Origin of the sequence: Vibrio sp. V04_P4A5T148, from assembly GCF_963875605.1 — a bacterium.
In the GTDB taxonomy this organism is placed as follows: domain Bacteria; phylum Pseudomonadota; class Gammaproteobacteria; order Enterobacterales; family Vibrionaceae; genus Vibrio; species Vibrio anguillarum.
In genome coordinates, this window is record NZ_CAWNMS010000027.1 from 22,638 (window position 1) to 39,349 (window position 16,712).

At 42.7% G+C, this 16,712-nt stretch carries 16 protein-coding genes; 8 read left to right on the plus strand and 8 right to left on the minus strand.

Translation table 11 applies throughout. The features are described from left to right. Positions 1 to 42: 42 nt before the first annotated feature. Positions 43 to 795 (minus strand): sulfate transporter CysZ, encoded by a 753-nt coding sequence (gene cysZ, locus AACT18_RS05115; RefSeq protein ID WP_094125156.1) that lies wholly within the window; start codon positions 793 to 795, stop codon positions 43 to 45. Positions 796 to 1,025: 230 nt separating this feature from the next. On the opposite strand from cysZ, the gene zipA reads away from it, so the two are divergent. The 5 genes from zipA to cueR all read left to right on the plus strand — a co-directional run bounded on the left by zipA (position 1,026) and on the right by cueR (position 6,935). Next, positions 1,026 to 1,850: a cell division protein ZipA gene (zipA, locus tag AACT18_RS05120; protein ID WP_094125157.1), complete on the plus strand. Its 825-nt coding sequence runs from the start codon at positions 1,026 to 1,028 to the stop codon at positions 1,848 to 1,850. Between the two features lie 60 nt (positions 1,851 to 1,910). Next, positions 1,911 to 3,926, plus strand: coding sequence for an NAD-dependent DNA ligase LigA (gene ligA / locus AACT18_RS05125; protein WP_094125158.1), 2,016 nt, complete (start codon positions 1,911 to 1,913; stop codon positions 3,924 to 3,926). 504 nt (positions 3,927 to 4,430) lie between these two features. Beyond that, positions 4,431 to 5,543: a porin gene (locus tag AACT18_RS05130; protein ID WP_013857319.1), complete on the plus strand. Its 1,113-nt coding sequence runs from the start codon at positions 4,431 to 4,433 to the stop codon at positions 5,541 to 5,543. A gap of 62 nt (positions 5,544 to 5,605) precedes the next feature. Then, positions 5,606 to 6,403 carry a YccT family protein gene (locus AACT18_RS05135; RefSeq protein ID WP_094124712.1) on the plus strand — a complete coding sequence of 266 codons (798 nt, stop codon included), beginning with the start codon at positions 5,606 to 5,608 and terminating at the stop codon, positions 6,401 to 6,403. 112 nt (positions 6,404 to 6,515) lie between these two features. After that, positions 6,516 to 6,935, plus strand: a complete 420-nt coding sequence (gene cueR / locus AACT18_RS05140) for a Cu(I)-responsive transcriptional regulator (protein WP_017043453.1) — start codon at positions 6,516 to 6,518, stop codon at positions 6,933 to 6,935. A gap of 121 nt (positions 6,936 to 7,056) precedes the next feature. Here the strand turns inward: cueR and AACT18_RS05145 are convergent, their stop codons facing one another. The 4 genes from AACT18_RS05145 to AACT18_RS05160 form a co-directional block, all read right to left on the minus strand. After that, positions 7,057 to 7,524 (minus strand): NfeD family protein, encoded by a 468-nt coding sequence (locus AACT18_RS05145; RefSeq protein WP_088721046.1) that lies wholly within the window; start codon positions 7,522 to 7,524, stop codon positions 7,057 to 7,059. Positions 7,525 to 7,531: 7 nt separating this feature from the next. Continuing rightward, on the minus strand, positions 7,532 to 8,455 hold the full coding sequence (locus AACT18_RS05150; RefSeq protein ID WP_013857314.1) for an SPFH domain-containing protein: 924 nt from the start codon (positions 8,453 to 8,455) through the stop codon (positions 7,532 to 7,534). 308 nt (positions 8,456 to 8,763) lie between these two features. Beyond that, on the minus strand, positions 8,764 to 9,618 hold the full coding sequence (locus AACT18_RS05155; RefSeq protein ID WP_094124910.1) for a thioredoxin family protein: 855 nt from the start codon (positions 9,616 to 9,618) through the stop codon (positions 8,764 to 8,766). A gap of 399 nt (positions 9,619 to 10,017) precedes the next feature. After that, positions 10,018 to 10,932 (minus strand): TIGR01777 family oxidoreductase, encoded by a 915-nt coding sequence (locus AACT18_RS05160; protein ID WP_094124911.1) that lies wholly within the window; start codon positions 10,930 to 10,932, stop codon positions 10,018 to 10,020. A 228-nt stretch (positions 10,933 to 11,160) separates the two neighbouring features. On the opposite strand from AACT18_RS05160, the gene yfcE reads away from it, so the two are divergent. Beyond that, on the plus strand, positions 11,161 to 11,718 hold the full coding sequence (yfcE, locus tag AACT18_RS05165; protein ID WP_141138037.1) for a phosphodiesterase: 558 nt from the start codon (positions 11,161 to 11,163) through the stop codon (positions 11,716 to 11,718). A gap of 17 nt (positions 11,719 to 11,735) precedes the next feature. Here yfcE and AACT18_RS05170 read toward each other — a convergent pair whose 3' ends face one another. The 3 genes from AACT18_RS05170 to AACT18_RS05180 all read right to left on the minus strand — a co-directional run bounded on the left by AACT18_RS05170 (position 11,736) and on the right by AACT18_RS05180 (position 13,490). Then, positions 11,736 to 12,014 carry a SelT/SelW/SelH family protein gene (locus AACT18_RS05170; protein WP_017045494.1) on the minus strand — a complete coding sequence of 93 codons (279 nt, stop codon included), beginning with the start codon at positions 12,012 to 12,014 and terminating at the stop codon, positions 11,736 to 11,738. 83 nt (positions 12,015 to 12,097) lie between these two features. Then, positions 12,098 to 12,649, minus strand: coding sequence for a regulatory protein ToxS (locus tag AACT18_RS05175; protein WP_094143651.1), 552 nt, complete (start codon positions 12,647 to 12,649; stop codon positions 12,098 to 12,100). Continuing rightward, positions 12,624 to 13,490, minus strand: coding sequence for a winged helix-turn-helix domain-containing protein (locus AACT18_RS05180; RefSeq protein WP_094144327.1), 867 nt, complete (start codon positions 13,488 to 13,490; stop codon positions 12,624 to 12,626). The genes AACT18_RS05175 and AACT18_RS05180 overlap by 26 nt, the downstream gene beginning before the upstream one ends. Before the next feature lie 258 nt (positions 13,491 to 13,748). On the opposite strand from AACT18_RS05180, the gene htpG reads away from it, so the two are divergent. Both htpG and adk read left to right on the plus strand, forming a co-directional pair. Next, on the plus strand, positions 13,749 to 15,656 hold the full coding sequence (gene htpG, locus AACT18_RS05185) for a molecular chaperone HtpG (protein ID WP_013857307.1): 1,908 nt from the start codon (positions 13,749 to 13,751) through the stop codon (positions 15,654 to 15,656). A 318-nt stretch (positions 15,657 to 15,974) separates the two neighbouring features. Next, on the plus strand, positions 15,975 to 16,619 hold the full coding sequence (gene adk, locus AACT18_RS05190) for an adenylate kinase (RefSeq protein WP_013857306.1): 645 nt from the start codon (positions 15,975 to 15,977) through the stop codon (positions 16,617 to 16,619). Positions 16,620 to 16,712: the final 93 nt, after the last annotated feature.

A 16,712-nucleotide genomic window follows, 5' to 3' on the forward strand; every position in this document is an offset into this window, starting at 1 on the left:
TAACTTATAGAGGGATATGCAGGTTGAATCTCCCTCGCACCATCACTGCAGTTTGTTTTTAAATTCACCAACCCACATGGCTGTTGCACCGCATACAGCAACCGGCATGACGATTAAGTTAACAATGGGTATGGTGGTAAAAATCGACACTAAAACACCAAAGCTATATGCCTTGGTCTGTTTTTGTTTCAAATTGTGTCTCATCTGGTTAAAGCTCACTTTGTGGTTGTCAAATGGGTAGTCACAGTATTGTATGGCTAACATCCATGCAGTGAAAATGAACCACAGCAAAGGGCCTAAGGTTTGTCCTAAGGCAGGAATTAGGAGCAATAAGAACAAACCGATTGCTTTGGGTAAGGTATAGATTAATTTTCGCCACTCTCTTGCGAGGATACGTGGGATGTCTTTGACTATAGACCAGATGCCATCGCTGTTGATTGGAGCGCCAATTAATCTTTCTTCCACTTTTTCTGCGAGTAGCCCATTCAATGGTGCAGCGACGAAGTTAGCCAGCGTACTAAAAAAATAGGAGAACGTGGCTAAGATAGTGATCGCGAGCAATGGCCATAAAACGTAACTTAGCCAAGATAAAAAATCAGGGATTTGACCAATAAACTGTTCTATCCACGTATTGAGATGATTGAATAAGTAAAAAAGAGCGCTGCCGACGAGAATGATGTTGATGAGTAATGGCAGAATCACAAAGCGTCGAATGCCGGGGGTCAGTGCTAGCTCTAGACCAAAAAAGAAGTATCCAAAACCTGAACGTTGCTTAAGTGTCATACCGTTATCCATGTGAATATCTGTTAATCAATGCTAAAAAGCTATTCTACTCAACCTGCCGAAGAAGAAAAGCGTGGTGAAAATCACATCATGTATTGAACTTCTCACATTAAGTTGTTCTAAATCGGTACAAACTTTTGGTAAAGTACCCCGATAGACCGATATAACCCACGTTGGTGACACGTTCAATTCAAGCTGGTAAAGCTGAGAATAACCATGCATCGAGAAACTGAGAGTGAAACATGCAGGAATTGCGATTCGTACTCATAATTGTTGGCGCGCTAGCGATAGCCGCGTTGCTATTTCATGGTCTTTGGACCAGTAAGAAAGAAGGGAAGTCCAAGTTTGAGGATAAGCCTCTTGGTAAAATTGATGTTGATCACGATGATACACAATCTGCGACCCCGCGTTCATTTGCTCCGGAAGATGATTTCGAAATTATTCGCAAAGTACGTAAAGAGCCAGATTTTAGTGAAGCGGTTGACCCTCTTATTGACGGTTATTCACCAAGCTTTGAACCTGAAAATGTGCTTGATGAACTCGATGATGTGCCCTCAATATCGATGAAAACCGAATCCCCAAGTCTCAGTGAACAAGATGATGTCGTTGTTGACGATAATCAAAAATCCGACGTTCAAGAAGCCGAAATGGAAGTTATTGTGCTGAATGTGCATTGTGCGGGAAATGATCCCTTTGTCGGCACTAAGCTTTTTGACAGTATGCAGCAAAACGGCCTTCTTTATGGTGAGATGGATATTTTCCACCGGCATGCCGATCTGTCAGGTACAGGGAAAGTGCTGTTTAGTGTTGCCAACATGATGCAACCCGGTACATTGGCACATCATGATCCTGCGGAGTTTACTACCCGCGGTATCTCATTCTTCATGACACTGCCTTGCTACGGCGAGCCTGATCAAAATTTCAAATTAATGCTTAAAACCGCTCAGCAAATCGCCGATGATTTAGGTGGTAATGTATTGGATGATGCGCGTAATTTAATGACGCCAGATCGATTGGCTGCCTACCGACGCCAAATCCAAGAGTTTAAAAGCGCACGCAACGCGTAGAATAAACATCGACCATTAAGGGCTCCTAGTCGGAGCCTTTTTTCATGATCCGAGAGAATTATGATGCAAACAATAGAACACAAATTAAGCCAACTTCGTGAGACGCTGCATTATCATGCTGTACGTTATTATGTAGAAGATAACCCTGAAATTCCTGACGCTGAGTATGATCGTTTGATGCGTGAGCTGCTTGAGTTGGAATCGCAGTATCCGGAGTTAGTCACAGCGGATTCACCCAGCTTGCGTGTTGGAGGTAAGCCTTTAGAGGGTTTTGCCCAGGTGACTCATGAAATTCCAATGCTCTCTTTAGATAATGTGTTTGATGAGAAAGAGCTTGATGCCTTTCACAAGCGGATGCAAGACCGGATACCGAGTGCCCACTTTAACGCTTTTTGCTGCGAACCTAAGCTTGATGGTTTAGCCGTGAGTTTGCTTTACGATAATGGTGTGTTAGTACAAGCCGCCACGCGTGGGGATGGCGCGGTCGGTGAAAATATTACGGAAAACGTGCGAACGATCAGTGCTATTCCACTGAAGTTACAGGGAAAAGGGTGGCCCGTTCGTTTAGAAGTTCGTGGTGAAGTGTTCATGCCTAAAGCCGGTTTTGAGCGATTGAACCAACAAGCACTCAAAAAAGGTGAAAAAACCTTTGTTAACCCAAGAAATGCGGCCGCAGGGAGCTTGAGACAGCTCGACTCAAAAATCACAGCTCAAAGGCCGTTGAATTTTTATGCTTACAGTGTTGGTGTGATTGAAGGCGCTGAGTTAGCAAGCAGTCATTATCAGCGCTTTTTGCAGTTAAAAGGGTGGGGGCTGCCGATGTGCCCTGAAACACGTCTAGTCTCTTCAATGGATGAAGTGAAAGAGTACTACCAAAGTATCTTAACTCGTCGCGCCCAACTCGCGTATGAGATTGATGGAGTGGTGATTAAAGTTGATGATATTGAATTGCAACAAAAGCTCGGTTTTGTCGCGCGGGCACCTCGCTGGGCGATTGCTTATAAATTTCCTGCCCAAGAAGAAATAACGCTCCTGAACGATGTTGAATTTCAAGTGGGCCGTACTGGGGCTATTACACCTGTTGCGAAGTTAGAACCTGTATTTGTGGGGGGAGTCACCGTCAGCAATGCGACATTACACAACGCTGATGAAATTGAGCGCCTAGGCGTGAAAATTGGTGATAGCGTTATTATTCGTCGAGCAGGCGACGTTATCCCACAGATTGTTTCTGTGTTGTTAGACAGACGCTCTGATGCAGTGGTCGATATTGTTTTCCCGCAGTACTGCCCGGTGTGCAACTCTGACATTGAGCGTGTTGAAGGTGAAGCTGTCGCCCGTTGTACAGGGGGGTTAGTGTGTCAAGCTCAGCGCAAAGAAGCATTAAAGCACTTTGTCTCTCGCAAAGCGTTAGACGTGGATGGTTTAGGCGAAAAAGTGATTGAGCAGCTTGTTGATAAAGAGATGGTGAGCACGCCCGCGGACCTCTTCCGTCTAAAAGCAGGGCAGCTAACGGTGTTAGAGCGTATGGGACCAAAATCAGCACAAAATATCGTTAATGCACTGAATGCCGCCAAAATGACCACATTACCCCGTTTTTTGTATTCATTGGGCATACGTGAAGTCGGGGAAGCGACGGCGGCGAATCTTGCGCTCCATTTCGGGTCATTAGACAAAATTCGCCAAGCGACCCATGAAGAACTACTTGAAGTTCAAGATGTTGGAGTTATCGTTGCGAGTCATATCACATCTTTTTTTGAGCAAGATAAAAACCAACGGGTGATTAATGAATTGATCGAACTCGGTATCCAGTGGCCTAATATCGAAAAGCCGAGCCAAGATGCTATTCTCCCTTTACTTGGTAAAGTGGTGGTTTTGACGGGGAGCTTGTCGAAACTCTCTAGAAGTGATGCGAAAGCGGCGCTACAAGAGCTTGGCGCAAAAGTAACGGGAAGCGTCTCTAAAAACACCGATATACTATTTGCCGGAGAAGCGGCCGGTTCAAAATTAGTAAAAGCGCAAGAACTAGGGATCGAAATTCGCAGCGAACAAGATTTGCTTGAGTTAATGAAAAGCTAATTTTTTAAGCATCCCTTCCTTCATAAAGCCTCAAAATTAATTTTGAGGCTTTATTTTTATCTCAAACCGCCACATTAAAATGTCCAGTAATTAGAAAAAAAGCCCTCATTTTCTTCGATGCCAATCAAGAAGAACTTTACTCTCTTTCAATTTATTATTGCGATGCACTTCAAGCTATTAGTGTAATTGTTTTTTTATCATTTTGAAAATTAATGAGTTTTTTGTTTTTATATTTTGTTTTATGACTTATTAGATCTTGATCACTTACTTGGTCAAAGTTTGCCGTAGCTCATATTTTTTTAGATAAAAATTAAGTTCTCATTGATGTTTTCTGTTGCGAAGTTAGTCTAGTGAACATGGATACACGATGTGTATGCAGGAAAAGAGAAAATCAGAAAATTAATGACTAATTTAGGTTTTCAACATAGGAAATGATTTCTCCCTTCGGCGGCCAACTTAAGGGGGAAATAAAAAACAGCTATATCTATTCTTAGGAGTTTTTCCATGGACAAAATGTTTAAACGTACTCTTTTAGGCGCTGCAGTTGCTATGGCTGCAGTTGGTGTTCAAGCTGCTCAACTAACGGACAATGTCCAGTTGTACGGTCAAGCTGCTGGTAACCTTTACTTTGAAAGTAAAGGTGATAGCGCGAAAGATGATACTGTTGGTGTGGAAATTGAATCACGTGTCGGGCTTCGTGGCACTCAATCATTCAATAATTTTGGCCCTGATTTTGTGTGGCAAATTGAAACATCTAACGCATTTAATGGTGATACTGGTGGTCAATTTGGTGGTCGTGATACCTATCTTGGTTTAGCATTTGATGATGTAGGTACAGTCAAAGTCGGGCGTCAACTTGTTTCTATCTACGATTATGTAGACTGGCCACACTCAAACCCAGGTTTAGGTAATGTATTTGACTGGCACAATGCAATTGGTGCTGGTTACCAAGACCGTGCAGATCACGTGATCCGTTTCGACTCTGTAGACTACAGTGGTTTCAAATACTCTCTATCTGCCAGCAAAATGGAAAGCTCTACTGATAACGCAGTAGTGAGCTTTGCGTTAGCTTATAACGCAGAACGTTTTGGTATCCACGGTGGTGCTTATCTTGGTTCGAAAGAGAAAACTGTAACTGCAGCTAAAGATGGCTACTATGAATTTGACAGTTCTAACGGTGAGAAAAAATGGGTTGATGCAACGGCTGCTAAGACAGATGAAGCCCAAGCTGCTTATTACTTAGTTGGTGGTAACGTATCTATTACTGACAAGTTGAGCTTGACAGCTGCTTGGAAACATATGACTAACGAAGTAAATAATGTTGAGAAAAAACAGGATGCTTACTCTGCAACACTAGCTTACTGGGCAACATCTGAGTGGTTATTTAAAGCAGGTTATTCTGCTACGACTAAAGCGAAATTTGGCGGTGAAACACAAGCAGAAAGTAGCAGTCGTGCAATTACAGCACGCGCATTGTATGTACTAGACCCATCTGCAGTACTCTACTTTGACGTGCGTAATTACGATATGATGACCCCTGCTGACGGTGATGGTAAAGGCAATGCTGATGCCAATGACCAAACTCGTTTCTTGATGGGTGTAGAATACTACTTCTAATCATATAGATTAAAAGTGTAAATCGAGGCGAGCGATAGCTCGCCTTTTAACTGGAGGTAATAATGAACAAACTTATGATTAGCGCGTTATTAGGAATGGTTATTTCTGCTAGCTCCTACGCTGATGTGGTGGTGAATATAGATCGAAACCTCCAGATTCTAGCCGTGAATGGCGTTGAACCTGAAATATCGTTTGGCCATACCAATGAAATTACTCTACCTGATGGCGCAAACCAGCTTTTGGTACGTTTTGACAAAGTAATTCACTTTGGTGGTAATCAAAATAAATATAAATCACCGGCGATCGTGGTGAGTTTTAATCAAAGCAATAGTAAGGTGCTGCTTAAACCGGCATCGATGGTCAAAGATGAAACCACTGCCAAAGCATTTGATAAGAACCCTGCGGTTGTCTTGACTAATGCAGCTAAGCAGTCAGTGGAGTTGCAACAAGACGTTTTAGTTACACAAGGCTTTTCACTGATCCGAGATTATGAAAAAGAGCTCTATCAATATAATTCGCAAGCGAAAGTCGCCTCAATCAGTGCACTGAATCAGGTCGGATTTAATCAAAAACGTGGTCAAGCAGCTCCAATTCCTGCTCAAGCTAGTGAGACAGTAACCAGCGCAGAGCCGGTAACGACTGCCGTGCCAGCTAGTTTCACAATGGTGCAGTATCTCTATGGCGAAGCAACTAGCGCGGAGCAACAAGAATTTGCCAATTGGGCCTTTGCAAACCGTGCCGCTGTTAATCAGCCGCTGGTGAGCGAAAATAAGCTAGTGACCATGATGGCCGATTGGTACCAGAAAACTGACAAAGCCGATAAAGCGGCGATTCTAGCGTGGCTGATTAGCCAAGAGTAAAGGCTATTTTTCTTGCGTAAATGGCATTTCATTGTATTTTTAGCACTAACAAGGCATGGTTCACTCCCATGCCTTTTGTGTTTTTGTCTTTGTATTTCTCAATGGTTAGCCTATGAATATTAGCCAAGTTTCTCAGTTAACAGCACTTACCGCTAAGTCCATTCGTCTTTATGAAGAGAAAGGGCTGATATCGCCGCCCCTTCGTTCAGAGAATGGTTACCGTCATTATCAACAAGCGCATATTGATGATCTTTTACTTATTGCGCGATGCAAGCGCGTTGGTTTTAGTTTAGAGGAATGTAAATCTTTACTCGCCCTTGCCAACGATCCGTCCCGGACCAGTTTTGCAGTCAAAGAGAAAGCGCAAGAGAAGTTGAAACAAGTATCACAGAAGCTGGCAGAGCTTTCATTGATTAAGTTGCAACTAGAAGAGTGGATTACCGAATGTCCAGGCGACGGCGGTAGTGAATGCCCGATCATAGATAATTTGAAGGGGCAGTGTTGCCATAACGACTTGAACAAGTCAGTGTGAAAATGAGCTCATTAGCTAATGAGCTGTCGAGGCACACACTACAATTGGGTTGCCCATAAATGAAAAAACCAAAAGCAATTCATCACTTTTGGTTTTTATGTACTTTCTTACTGATGTTTACTCAATGAGGCTGGCTCTCTTTAGGCTCAACAATCAACACAATTCCTTCGACATCTACGACTTTAACCACAACATCAACTTCTAGGTTTTGCTGGCATTTCGCTGTCCACGTCGTATCGCCGAGCTGCAATCGAAAAGTTGCCCCTTCTTGAACGCTCTCTTTAAGACGAGCTGTTTGTCCGATCAGCTGTTTCTGTTTCTGGTTCAGATCACGAGTCTCGTCACCATCGTGGTCTGATTTAAATTGTTTACGCCACCATAACCAAGTCGTGACGAGTGATAAACTTGCAAAAGCCATCCACTGAAGTTGCCAACTGATGGGGAGCATCGCAAAGATAAGACCAACGATGAGTGCGGAAATACCTAACCAAAGAAAATACCCAGCAGTTCCAAGCAGTTCCAATGCAACAAGCACTAAGCCTAATGCGAGCCAGTGCCAATAATTCATTTGTTGTATTAGCTCTATCACGTTAGGCCTACTTATCTTGTGAGGATTTCAGGTTGAACATTTCAGCAATGCCAGCAACCGAACCCATCAACCCAGTTGCTTCTAATGGCAGCATGATGATTTTGCTGTTCTCTGCTTGACCAATGGCTTTAAGTGCTTCGGTATATCCTTGAGCGATAAAGTAGTTAACCGCTTGCATGTCACCTTGCGCAATCGCATTCGAAACCATCTCTGTCGCTTTAGCTTCCGCTTCGGCAGCGCGTTCACGTGCTTCTGCTTGAAGAATAGCCGCCTGCTTTTCACCTTCAGCTTTAAGTATTTCAGACTGTTTTTGGCCTTCGGCGCGTAAAATTTGTGCTTGACGTACGCCTTCGGCTTCTAACACTTCAGCACGTTTATTTCTCTCCGCTTTCATTTGCGCATTCATCGCTGCGGTTAAATCCGCTGGTGGTTGTACATCTTTAATTTCGATACGAGTGACTTTTACACCCCAAGGGTTAGTCGCCTGATCGACTATCGATAACAATTTAGTGTTGATCATGTCACGCTGGCTGAGCATTTCATCCAGTTCCATCGAGCCCAGTACGGTACGCATATTGGTTAGAGTTAAGTTGCGAATGGCGTGTTGTAGTTCGCTAACTTCATAGGCGGCTTTCGCAGCATCAATCACTTGCACGAAGCAAACCGCGTCGATAACAACATTGGCGTTATCTTTGGATATCACTTCTTGTGCTGGGATATCAAGCACCTGTTCCATCATATTAATTTTTTGTCCGACGCGATCAATGAACGGAATAATGATATTTAAACCGGGGCGTAGGGTGTGTGTGTAACGTCCAAAACGCTCTACTGTCCAATTGCTCCCTTGTGAAACGGTTTTCACTGCAGAAAAGATAAATGAAATAACGACGAATACAAATATGCCAACGGCGACGAGTGAATCAATAGCCATAACGGTTCCTTTTTAGTATTAAATAATCCTAATGTTGATGTTCCTTTCTCTATTGAAACGGCCGCTGTGTTAGCTAAGTTCGTTCACCCCAATCATAGAGCTTATTGTGCTCATAGGGATGAACTCACTTGCCGACTGCCGGTATCTCCAAGTCATTTGGATATAGGAGCGATTCTCATCAACGTTTGAGCTTTGCTATTGATCATTCTCTATCAGTTATCGATATGGAACAAATGAAATAATGAGATTTGATACTGGTTTTTTAAACAATCAAAGCAGAACGTTTCCAGTTTAATTGATTGATATTATTAATATAATAATGAATACAGCTTTCTGCGATAAAGATTTGCCACACTATTTCCTTGTCCAAGAGCACTTAAAATGTCCATAAACACTTTTTTGAGCCCGCCATCGAGGCAATTAAGGTCGCTTTGTAAAAATGACCATAACAGCTCGAGAGCTTCTTCATTACGGTTAACTTGATGATATTGAAGCGCTAACTCACTTGCTATGTGAGCGTTGTTTGGCTCTGCGGAAAAAATCTCTTCTAATGCTTGAATCTCTGGGCTGTCAGCGGCTTGCTTGTGCAGCTCCAGTTTGGCGATTAAGCCTTTGTAGTAACCATCTTGATACTCTAGTGGGATGCGTTCCAGTTCTGTTTCTGCCGCTTCATACTGCTGAGTTTCCAGAAACACATCAGCGAGGGCCAGTTTGACCTCTGCTTTTGCTTTCATATCGTCAGGTAGACTTAGTAGCAAGGGGAGTGCTTGCGAATGTTGTGTTTGCTCTATCAGTGTTAAGGCTTGCTGTAGCGCAACTTCATCGTGGCTTGGCAAATGTTTGCTTAACATTGCATTCACTGTTTCTATGGTCTGAGCACCTGCTAAACCGTCGACCGCTTGACCATTAATAAACAGAGCGATTGTTGGCAGGGCTTGAACACCAAATTGTGCTGCCACTTGCTGTTCTTGTTGGCAGTTGAGAATAGCCAAGGTGAATGCGCCACTATGTTGTTGCGCTACGCTTTGTAATTCAGGAATGAGTTGTACGCTCTCTTGATTCATGGGTGCCCAAAAATAAAAGAGAATAGGAGTCTCAACTGAGCGTTCGAACACCTCTCGAAAGTTGTGCTGATTGACCTCAACGATGTAAGGTGATTGCATGATATTTTCCTTGCGATAATCAAGTTTATAGTCTTAGAAATAGGGGTGAAAATTGGAATATCAAGGGCAAATGAAAAACGCTACCGTTAAAGTAGCGTTTTTTATCTCTCAAAGAGAGGGCAAGCAAAGGTGTCTATAATATTAAAAATAGTGTCAGCGCAACACCGACACTGAGCCAATTTAATTGGTGTAATGTCATATTCGTCGTACCACATGTAACGCTTTATATTGGATTAACTGGGATATCCAGAGTTGTATCATGTCACATGAATGTTACGAATTAATGACAATTAAGTTGGTTGTGCTACTTTATGCAACCGTCGGTTTATCCACTGATAAGTATCGCTTTTGTCATTATCGTATACCTTGCTATTCACAAAAAATATAGGCCAGTTTTGGTTAAGCACGATGTTGTAATATATTTTTCAACGCAGGTTCTAGGTGTGAAAACTGGAAGTGAAATCCTAGCTCGGTTAGCTTTTTAGGTTTTGCTCTAATACTGTCAAACAGTAAAACAGCCGCTTCACCCATTGCAAGGTTTAGAACCCATTTGGGAGTGAATAGTATGTGTGGTCGACGTAATGTTTTCGCCAATAGCTGGCTAAAATGCTTATTAGGTACGGGATGTGGAGCACAGAGGTTAAAAGCACCTTGTGCATGTGGCGTGTCTAATAAATAGGCTATCGCTCGTGCCATATCTAATAAGTGGATCCATGGCATATACTGCTCACCCTTACCAAGAGGGCCGCCCAAGCCTAAACGGTAAGGTGGCAGCATTTTCTTTAAAGCCCCACCATCGCTAGCGAGCACGATCCCCGTACGCAATAGGCACACTCTAGTTTTTTCTGATTGCGCTTGGAGGGCGATGCGCTCCCATTTTTCGCAAACGTGATGAGGAAAACTTTGTTGGTGCACATGTAATGTTTCATCAAACGGATGAGACTGTTGGTCACCATAATAGCCGACGGCCGAGCCACTGATGAAAACGGAGGGTGGTTCAGTACTGGCATGGATGAGTTCAACTAACCGCTCTGTTATTTCCCATCGACTAGCGCAAATGATCGCTTTTTGCTGTTTGCTCCAACGTTTGTCGGCGATCGGTTCTCCTGCAAGATTGATAATGGCGTCAAATTGATTCGCGTCTTTTAAACTCGCTAGGGAAGTCAGGTAGGTGATACTACCGTTGTCTACATGGGCGAGCTGTTGCTTAGCTCGCTCTATATCGCGCGTAAGGAGGTAGATATTGTGCGTGAAAATCTGTTTCATCAGCTCTTTACCGATAAAGCCAGTCCCTCCCGTTAATAGTATTTTCATGTTTCTACCTCATTGGTCTGTGCGATATCACCTAAATGGTGGTGATGAGAACGATAGCCATGTTAGTTAAGTGGCGATGCTTGTTTGCCATCTAACCTAATATAGGAAACTTATTTAGCATACGTGAATTGTTCGTGGTGATAAATGACAATGTTTATCCATAACTCGAGATGACGAAGTGTGCTGAAATTCGTACAATCTGTAGCTCCAAAATACGGAGATAAAAGTATGAAGTTGTTTTTTGCTTCGGATTTACACGGTTCACTGCCTGCTACTGAAAAAGTGCTCAGTCTATTTGAACAGTCAGGTGCAGACACTTTAGTACTGCTAGGAGACCTTTTAAATCATGGTCCTCGTAATCCCATACCTGATGGGTATAATCCGACCGCAGTTGCGGAGTGCTTGAATCGATGGGCGCCGCATATTGTGGCGGTCAGAGGCAATTGTGATAGCGAAGTCGACCAAATGCTGCTCGACTTTCCGATGATGATGGATTTTTGTTGGGTAGTTTTGGAGTCAGGAACTCGTTTTTTCTTAACGCATGGCCATCAATATAATGCTCAAAATAGGCCACCATTAAAAAAAGGTGATGTTTTGATCCATGGCCACTCGCACATCCCTATGGCGCAAGGTCAAGGTGATGTCATTATTGTTAACCCGGGGTCCGCGACCTTTCCACGTAATGAATTTCCCCCAAGCTACGCTATTTATACGGATGGATTATTTCAAGTCATGGGGCTAGAGGGGCAACGACTGGCGCAATATCGTTTAGCGACTAGCTCTTAAACCGGTCGCTATCTGATTTACCTGTTGTCTGAATGACCCAGATCTCGCTCTGGGTCAATGATATCTCTGACTCGTTGCTTAAGAACTTTTGCTTCAGGGAAACCACCATCATGTTTACGTTCCCAAATACGTTGCCCATTGCACATGATTTCAAATCGTCCCCCTGTATCAGGGTAGAGACGCACAGATTCAATTTCTTCACTAAAAGTATGCAGTAACTCTTGGCTTAGCCAAGTGGCTCGAAGCATCCAATTACACTGGCGGCAATAGTAGATCTCAATATTGGCTTTTTCCATGGTGTACCTTTTGTGAAGAAGTAAGGGCGATTCGCAACAAAGGACCTTTCGACCCTTCAGTAAAGTTACAGATTACTCGATGGCTAATTGATAAACAGCACTGTCGAACCATGGCTTAGGCTGGTGAGCAATAATGTTTTTTCATTGACGACATCAATACGTCGGCTTTGTTGAGCATCCATCTTGAAAAATTGAGTAATCAGTTCTAATTGCTCAGGGGTAAAGTCCTTACTTTTACTAGAACTAATGTTTTTAAATTCGCTAGGCGATATCAATAAGTAGCTATCACTGATATCCCAGGTGCCGGTTTCTGAGATATTAATGAAACTTTCACTTTCACCATCCACGGCGAATAACTTCACATTTGACATTCTAATATAAGTACCGTTAGGTAAATATTTTACATTCGAATTGACATCAACCCGACGGATTGGCCCAACAGAATCATTCTGTTGACTGTGTTTTACCACAGTGACCATTTTAGATTGCCATTCTTGCGCCGTTAGGATTTGTTCTATTTTTAAATCACTGCCCCAGTATAACCAACTACTGAATAGTGCAGAGATAGCTAAGATGAGGGTTGCCACTTTTGGATTCATATTTATGCCCTTATTTACACACGTTGGCCAAATCATCTTGGTTAGCTAAAATTCGTAAAGTGACATTTTCACCCGAGAACTCAGAACTATGGATGTAATTCAATACGAGCTGATTATTTTGACCACCAGTCGCAATCACCTGCTTAGGTGCCAGTTCTCCAGTATGTGATTCATTGTATTTTTTTACGCATTTTTCAATAGAAGGTAACCATTTGTTTAGGTCTGGATGATTGATGGGCGTATTCACAACTATGTTGTTATAAACCGCAATCTGTTTAAATTTTGATTGTGCAGGGCTAGTCAATAGGAGAGCCAGAATAGGTAAGAAAAGAGCTACAACCAACATTAATTTGCTTTGCAGTGTTAACTTTTCTTTCCCTATTTTTACTTTCGCGAGTGGATCTGTCGTCACGGTTTGGGATGTTGTCTCTTCGGGTTGCGAAGTTGTATCCGCGTCAATGTCTTGGATAGACTCACTGGCCAGTAACGGTTCCTCTTCAGGCTCGTTGATGGTGTTTTTTTGTGAGTAGGGAGTTGCTCGAGTCACCGAGGCGATCATTTGATAACCTCGTTTCGGCACGGTTTTAACGAATTCTGGTGATTTGGTTTGATCTTTCAACATCTTACGAAGTGTTGAAATCGCTTGAGTTAAGCTTGAGTCATCAACTTCAAAACCTTGTTCACGCCACACAAACTCATGCAGTTCATGGCGTGTAATGACTTCATTTGGGCGTTCACAAAGTAGAAGTAAAATTCGACTTTCGTTACTACCAAGGCGAACAGCCTCTTGTTCGTTTTCTTGTTCAAGCAAAGAGTTACTATTGGGATCAAACGTGAATCGGTTAGCAAGGATGAATTTTGTGCCTATGTTACTCATGATAATCTTCTTATTGTTGGCATGTTTAACCGTCCATCAACCTAGCCTGCTTGGGGAAGCAATTGATGAAACATTATGCTAGTTTTTATTTTCTTTGATAAAAATTACGGCAAGCATAATCAAAATAAATGAAAAAAACAGTGTTTTTATGATTATTGACCTTGAATTTACAATTGCCAGCCTCATCTTACTAGCAAATCATCCTTGGTTGCACACTCTGTGTGTGAATGAAAATAACTCAGATGTTATGGAGCTAGTATGAGCGAAACGGCTACTACCAATAAAGAAACTCGTGGTTTTCAATCTGAAGTCAAACAGTTACTTCATCTTATGATTCACTCTCTTTATTCCAATAAAGAGATCTTCCTTCGCGAATTAATTTCAAATGCCTCTGATGCTGCGGATAAACTTCGTTTTCAAGCGTTGTCTAATGCCGATTTATATCAAGGTGATGCCAACTTAGGCGTTAAATTATCGTTTGATACCCAAGCGAATACGCTGACCATTTCAGATAACGGTATTGGTATGAGCCGCGAAGATGTCATTGAACATCTCGGTACGATTGCAAAATCCGGCACTGCGGAGTTTTTCTCTAAACTATCCCAAGATCAATCTAAAGACTCTCAGCTTATCGGTCAGTTTGGGGTGGGTTTTTACTCGGCCTTCATCGTCGCTGATGCGGTCACTGTAAGAACTCGCGCTGCGGGTTTACCTGCTAACGAAGCGGTTCAATGGTATTCACAAGGTGAAGGTGAATATACAGTAGAAAGCATTAATAAAGAGTCTCGTGGAACCGATATCATTTTGCACATGCGAGAGGAAGGCAAAGAGTTCCTTTCTGAATGGCGTCTGCGTGATGTGATTTCTAAATATTCAGACCACATTGGAATTCCAGTTTCTATCCAAACCAAAGTTCGTGATGACGAAGGTAACGAGACTGAAGAGACCCAGTGGGAACAAATCAACAAAGCACAGGCGTTGTGGACGCGTTCTAAGTCAGAAATCAGTGATGAAGAGTATCAAGAGTTCTATAAGCACGTTTCCCATGATTATGCTGACCCACTGGTGTGGAGCCATAACCGTGTAGAAGGTAAAAACGATTATACCAGCCTACTTTATATTCCAGCGAAAGCACCTTGGGATATGATGAATCGTGATCATAAATCAGGCTTGAAACTTTATGTTCAGCGTGTCTTTATCATGGATGATGCTGCGCAATTTATGCCGTCCTACTTGCGCTTTGTACGTGGCTTAATCGACTCAAACGATTTACCGCTTAATGTTTCACGCGAGATTTTACAAGATAACAAGGTGACTCAATCATTGCGTAATGCTTGTACCAAGCGTGTATTGACCATGCTTGAGCGTATGGCGAGCAATGATGCTGATAAATATCAAACCTTCTGGAAAGAGTTTGGTTTGGTACTCAAAGAGGGGCCTGCAGAAGATTTTGCTAATAAAGAGAAGATCGCCAGCCTATTGCGCTTCGCCTCGACCGAGGTTGACTCAGCAGAGCAAACGGTTAGTTTAGCGGCTTATGTTGAACGGATGAAAGAGGGGCAGGATAAAATCTACTACCTCACCGCCGATAGCTATGCAGCGGCCAAAAATAGCCCACACCTAGAGCAGTTTAAAGCCAAAGGTATCGAAGTTATTTTAATGTTTGATCGCATTGATGAGTGGTTGATGAACTACCTCACTGAGTTTGATGGGAAAATGTTCCAATCCATCACCAAAGCAGGGCTAGATCTGAGCCAGTTCGAAGATGAAGCGGAAAAAGAGAAGCATAAAGAGACTGAAGAAGAGTTTAAATCGGTAGTTGAACGTACGAAGCAGTACCTTGGCGATCGTGTCAAAGAGGTTCGAACTACCTTTAAACTGGCAAGTACTCCTGCGGTTGTTGTGACCGACGATTATGAGATGGGTACGCAGATGGCAAAATTGCTTGCTGCGGCTGGTCAACCGGTACCAGAGGTGAAGTATATTTTGGAACTTAACCCTGAACATGCGTTAGTGAAACGGATGGCCGATGAAGCGGATGAGCAAGTATTTGGTCGCTGGGTTGAAGTTTTATTAGGTCAAGCGACGCTCGCTGAGCGTGGTTCGATGGAAGATCCGTCACAATTCTTAACCGCAATTAATCAGCTTTTGACTAAGGTTGAATAGCTAACTGGCTAACCAAAAGCTCGCAACTGCGAGCTTTTTGCTTTGAATAGCGATTCTCTGCTGAGAACGAGCGATATTTTAGGCAAACTTGCAGCGAACATCCGGCCAAGATTATATTCTTTAGTCTTAATCTGGTTAGTCGCTTAAATTTGTATGTTAGAATGCATCGCTTGAATGCGATCGGTAAGCTGTGTATGTTGCTTGCCGAATTATTATTCACTCATCTCATTACCGTTATACCGAAACTTACCGTTGGTTTTAAGTCTCATCTGGTTGTGAGCTTCGGTATAAATCATAATTTTCTAAAGAGGATTAAACATGCGCATCATTCTTCTAGGTGCTCCCGGTGCAGGTAAAGGCACTCAAGCTCAATTCATCATGGAGAAGTACGGTATTCCACAAATCTCTACTGGTGATATGTTACGTGCTGCGATTAAAGCAGGTACTGAACTTGGCAAAAAAGCGAAATCAGTGATTGATGCTGGTCAACTTGTTTCTGATGAAATCATCCTTGGCTTAATCAAAGAACGCATCACCCAAGCTGATTGTGAAAAGGGCTTTTTACTCGATGGTTTTCCTCGCACGATTCCTCAAGCTGATGGCTTAAAAGCAATGGGTATTAATGTTGACTATGTGATTGAGTTTGATGTTGCCGATGACGTTATTGTTGAGCGTATGGCGGGACGTCGTGCTCACTTGGCTTCTGGTCGTACCTACCACGCCATTTACAACCCGCCAAAAGTGGAAGGTAAAGATGACGTAACAGGTGAAGATCTTGTCGTTCGTGATGATGACAAAGAAGAAACCGTTCGTGCTCGTTTAGGTGTTTACCACGAGCAAACAGCGCCACTGATCACTTACTACGGTAAAGAAGCACAAATGGGTAATACGAAATACCTAAAATTTGATGGCACTAAGCCAGTTGCTCAAGTTAGCGCTGATATTGAGAAAGCATTAGCATAATTGGCTCAGTATAGGCTTGTTAACTTTGTTATAGTGAAAGCGACCTAAAGGTCGCTTTTTTTATGAACTTTCCTACCGCAAATTCGTACTCAA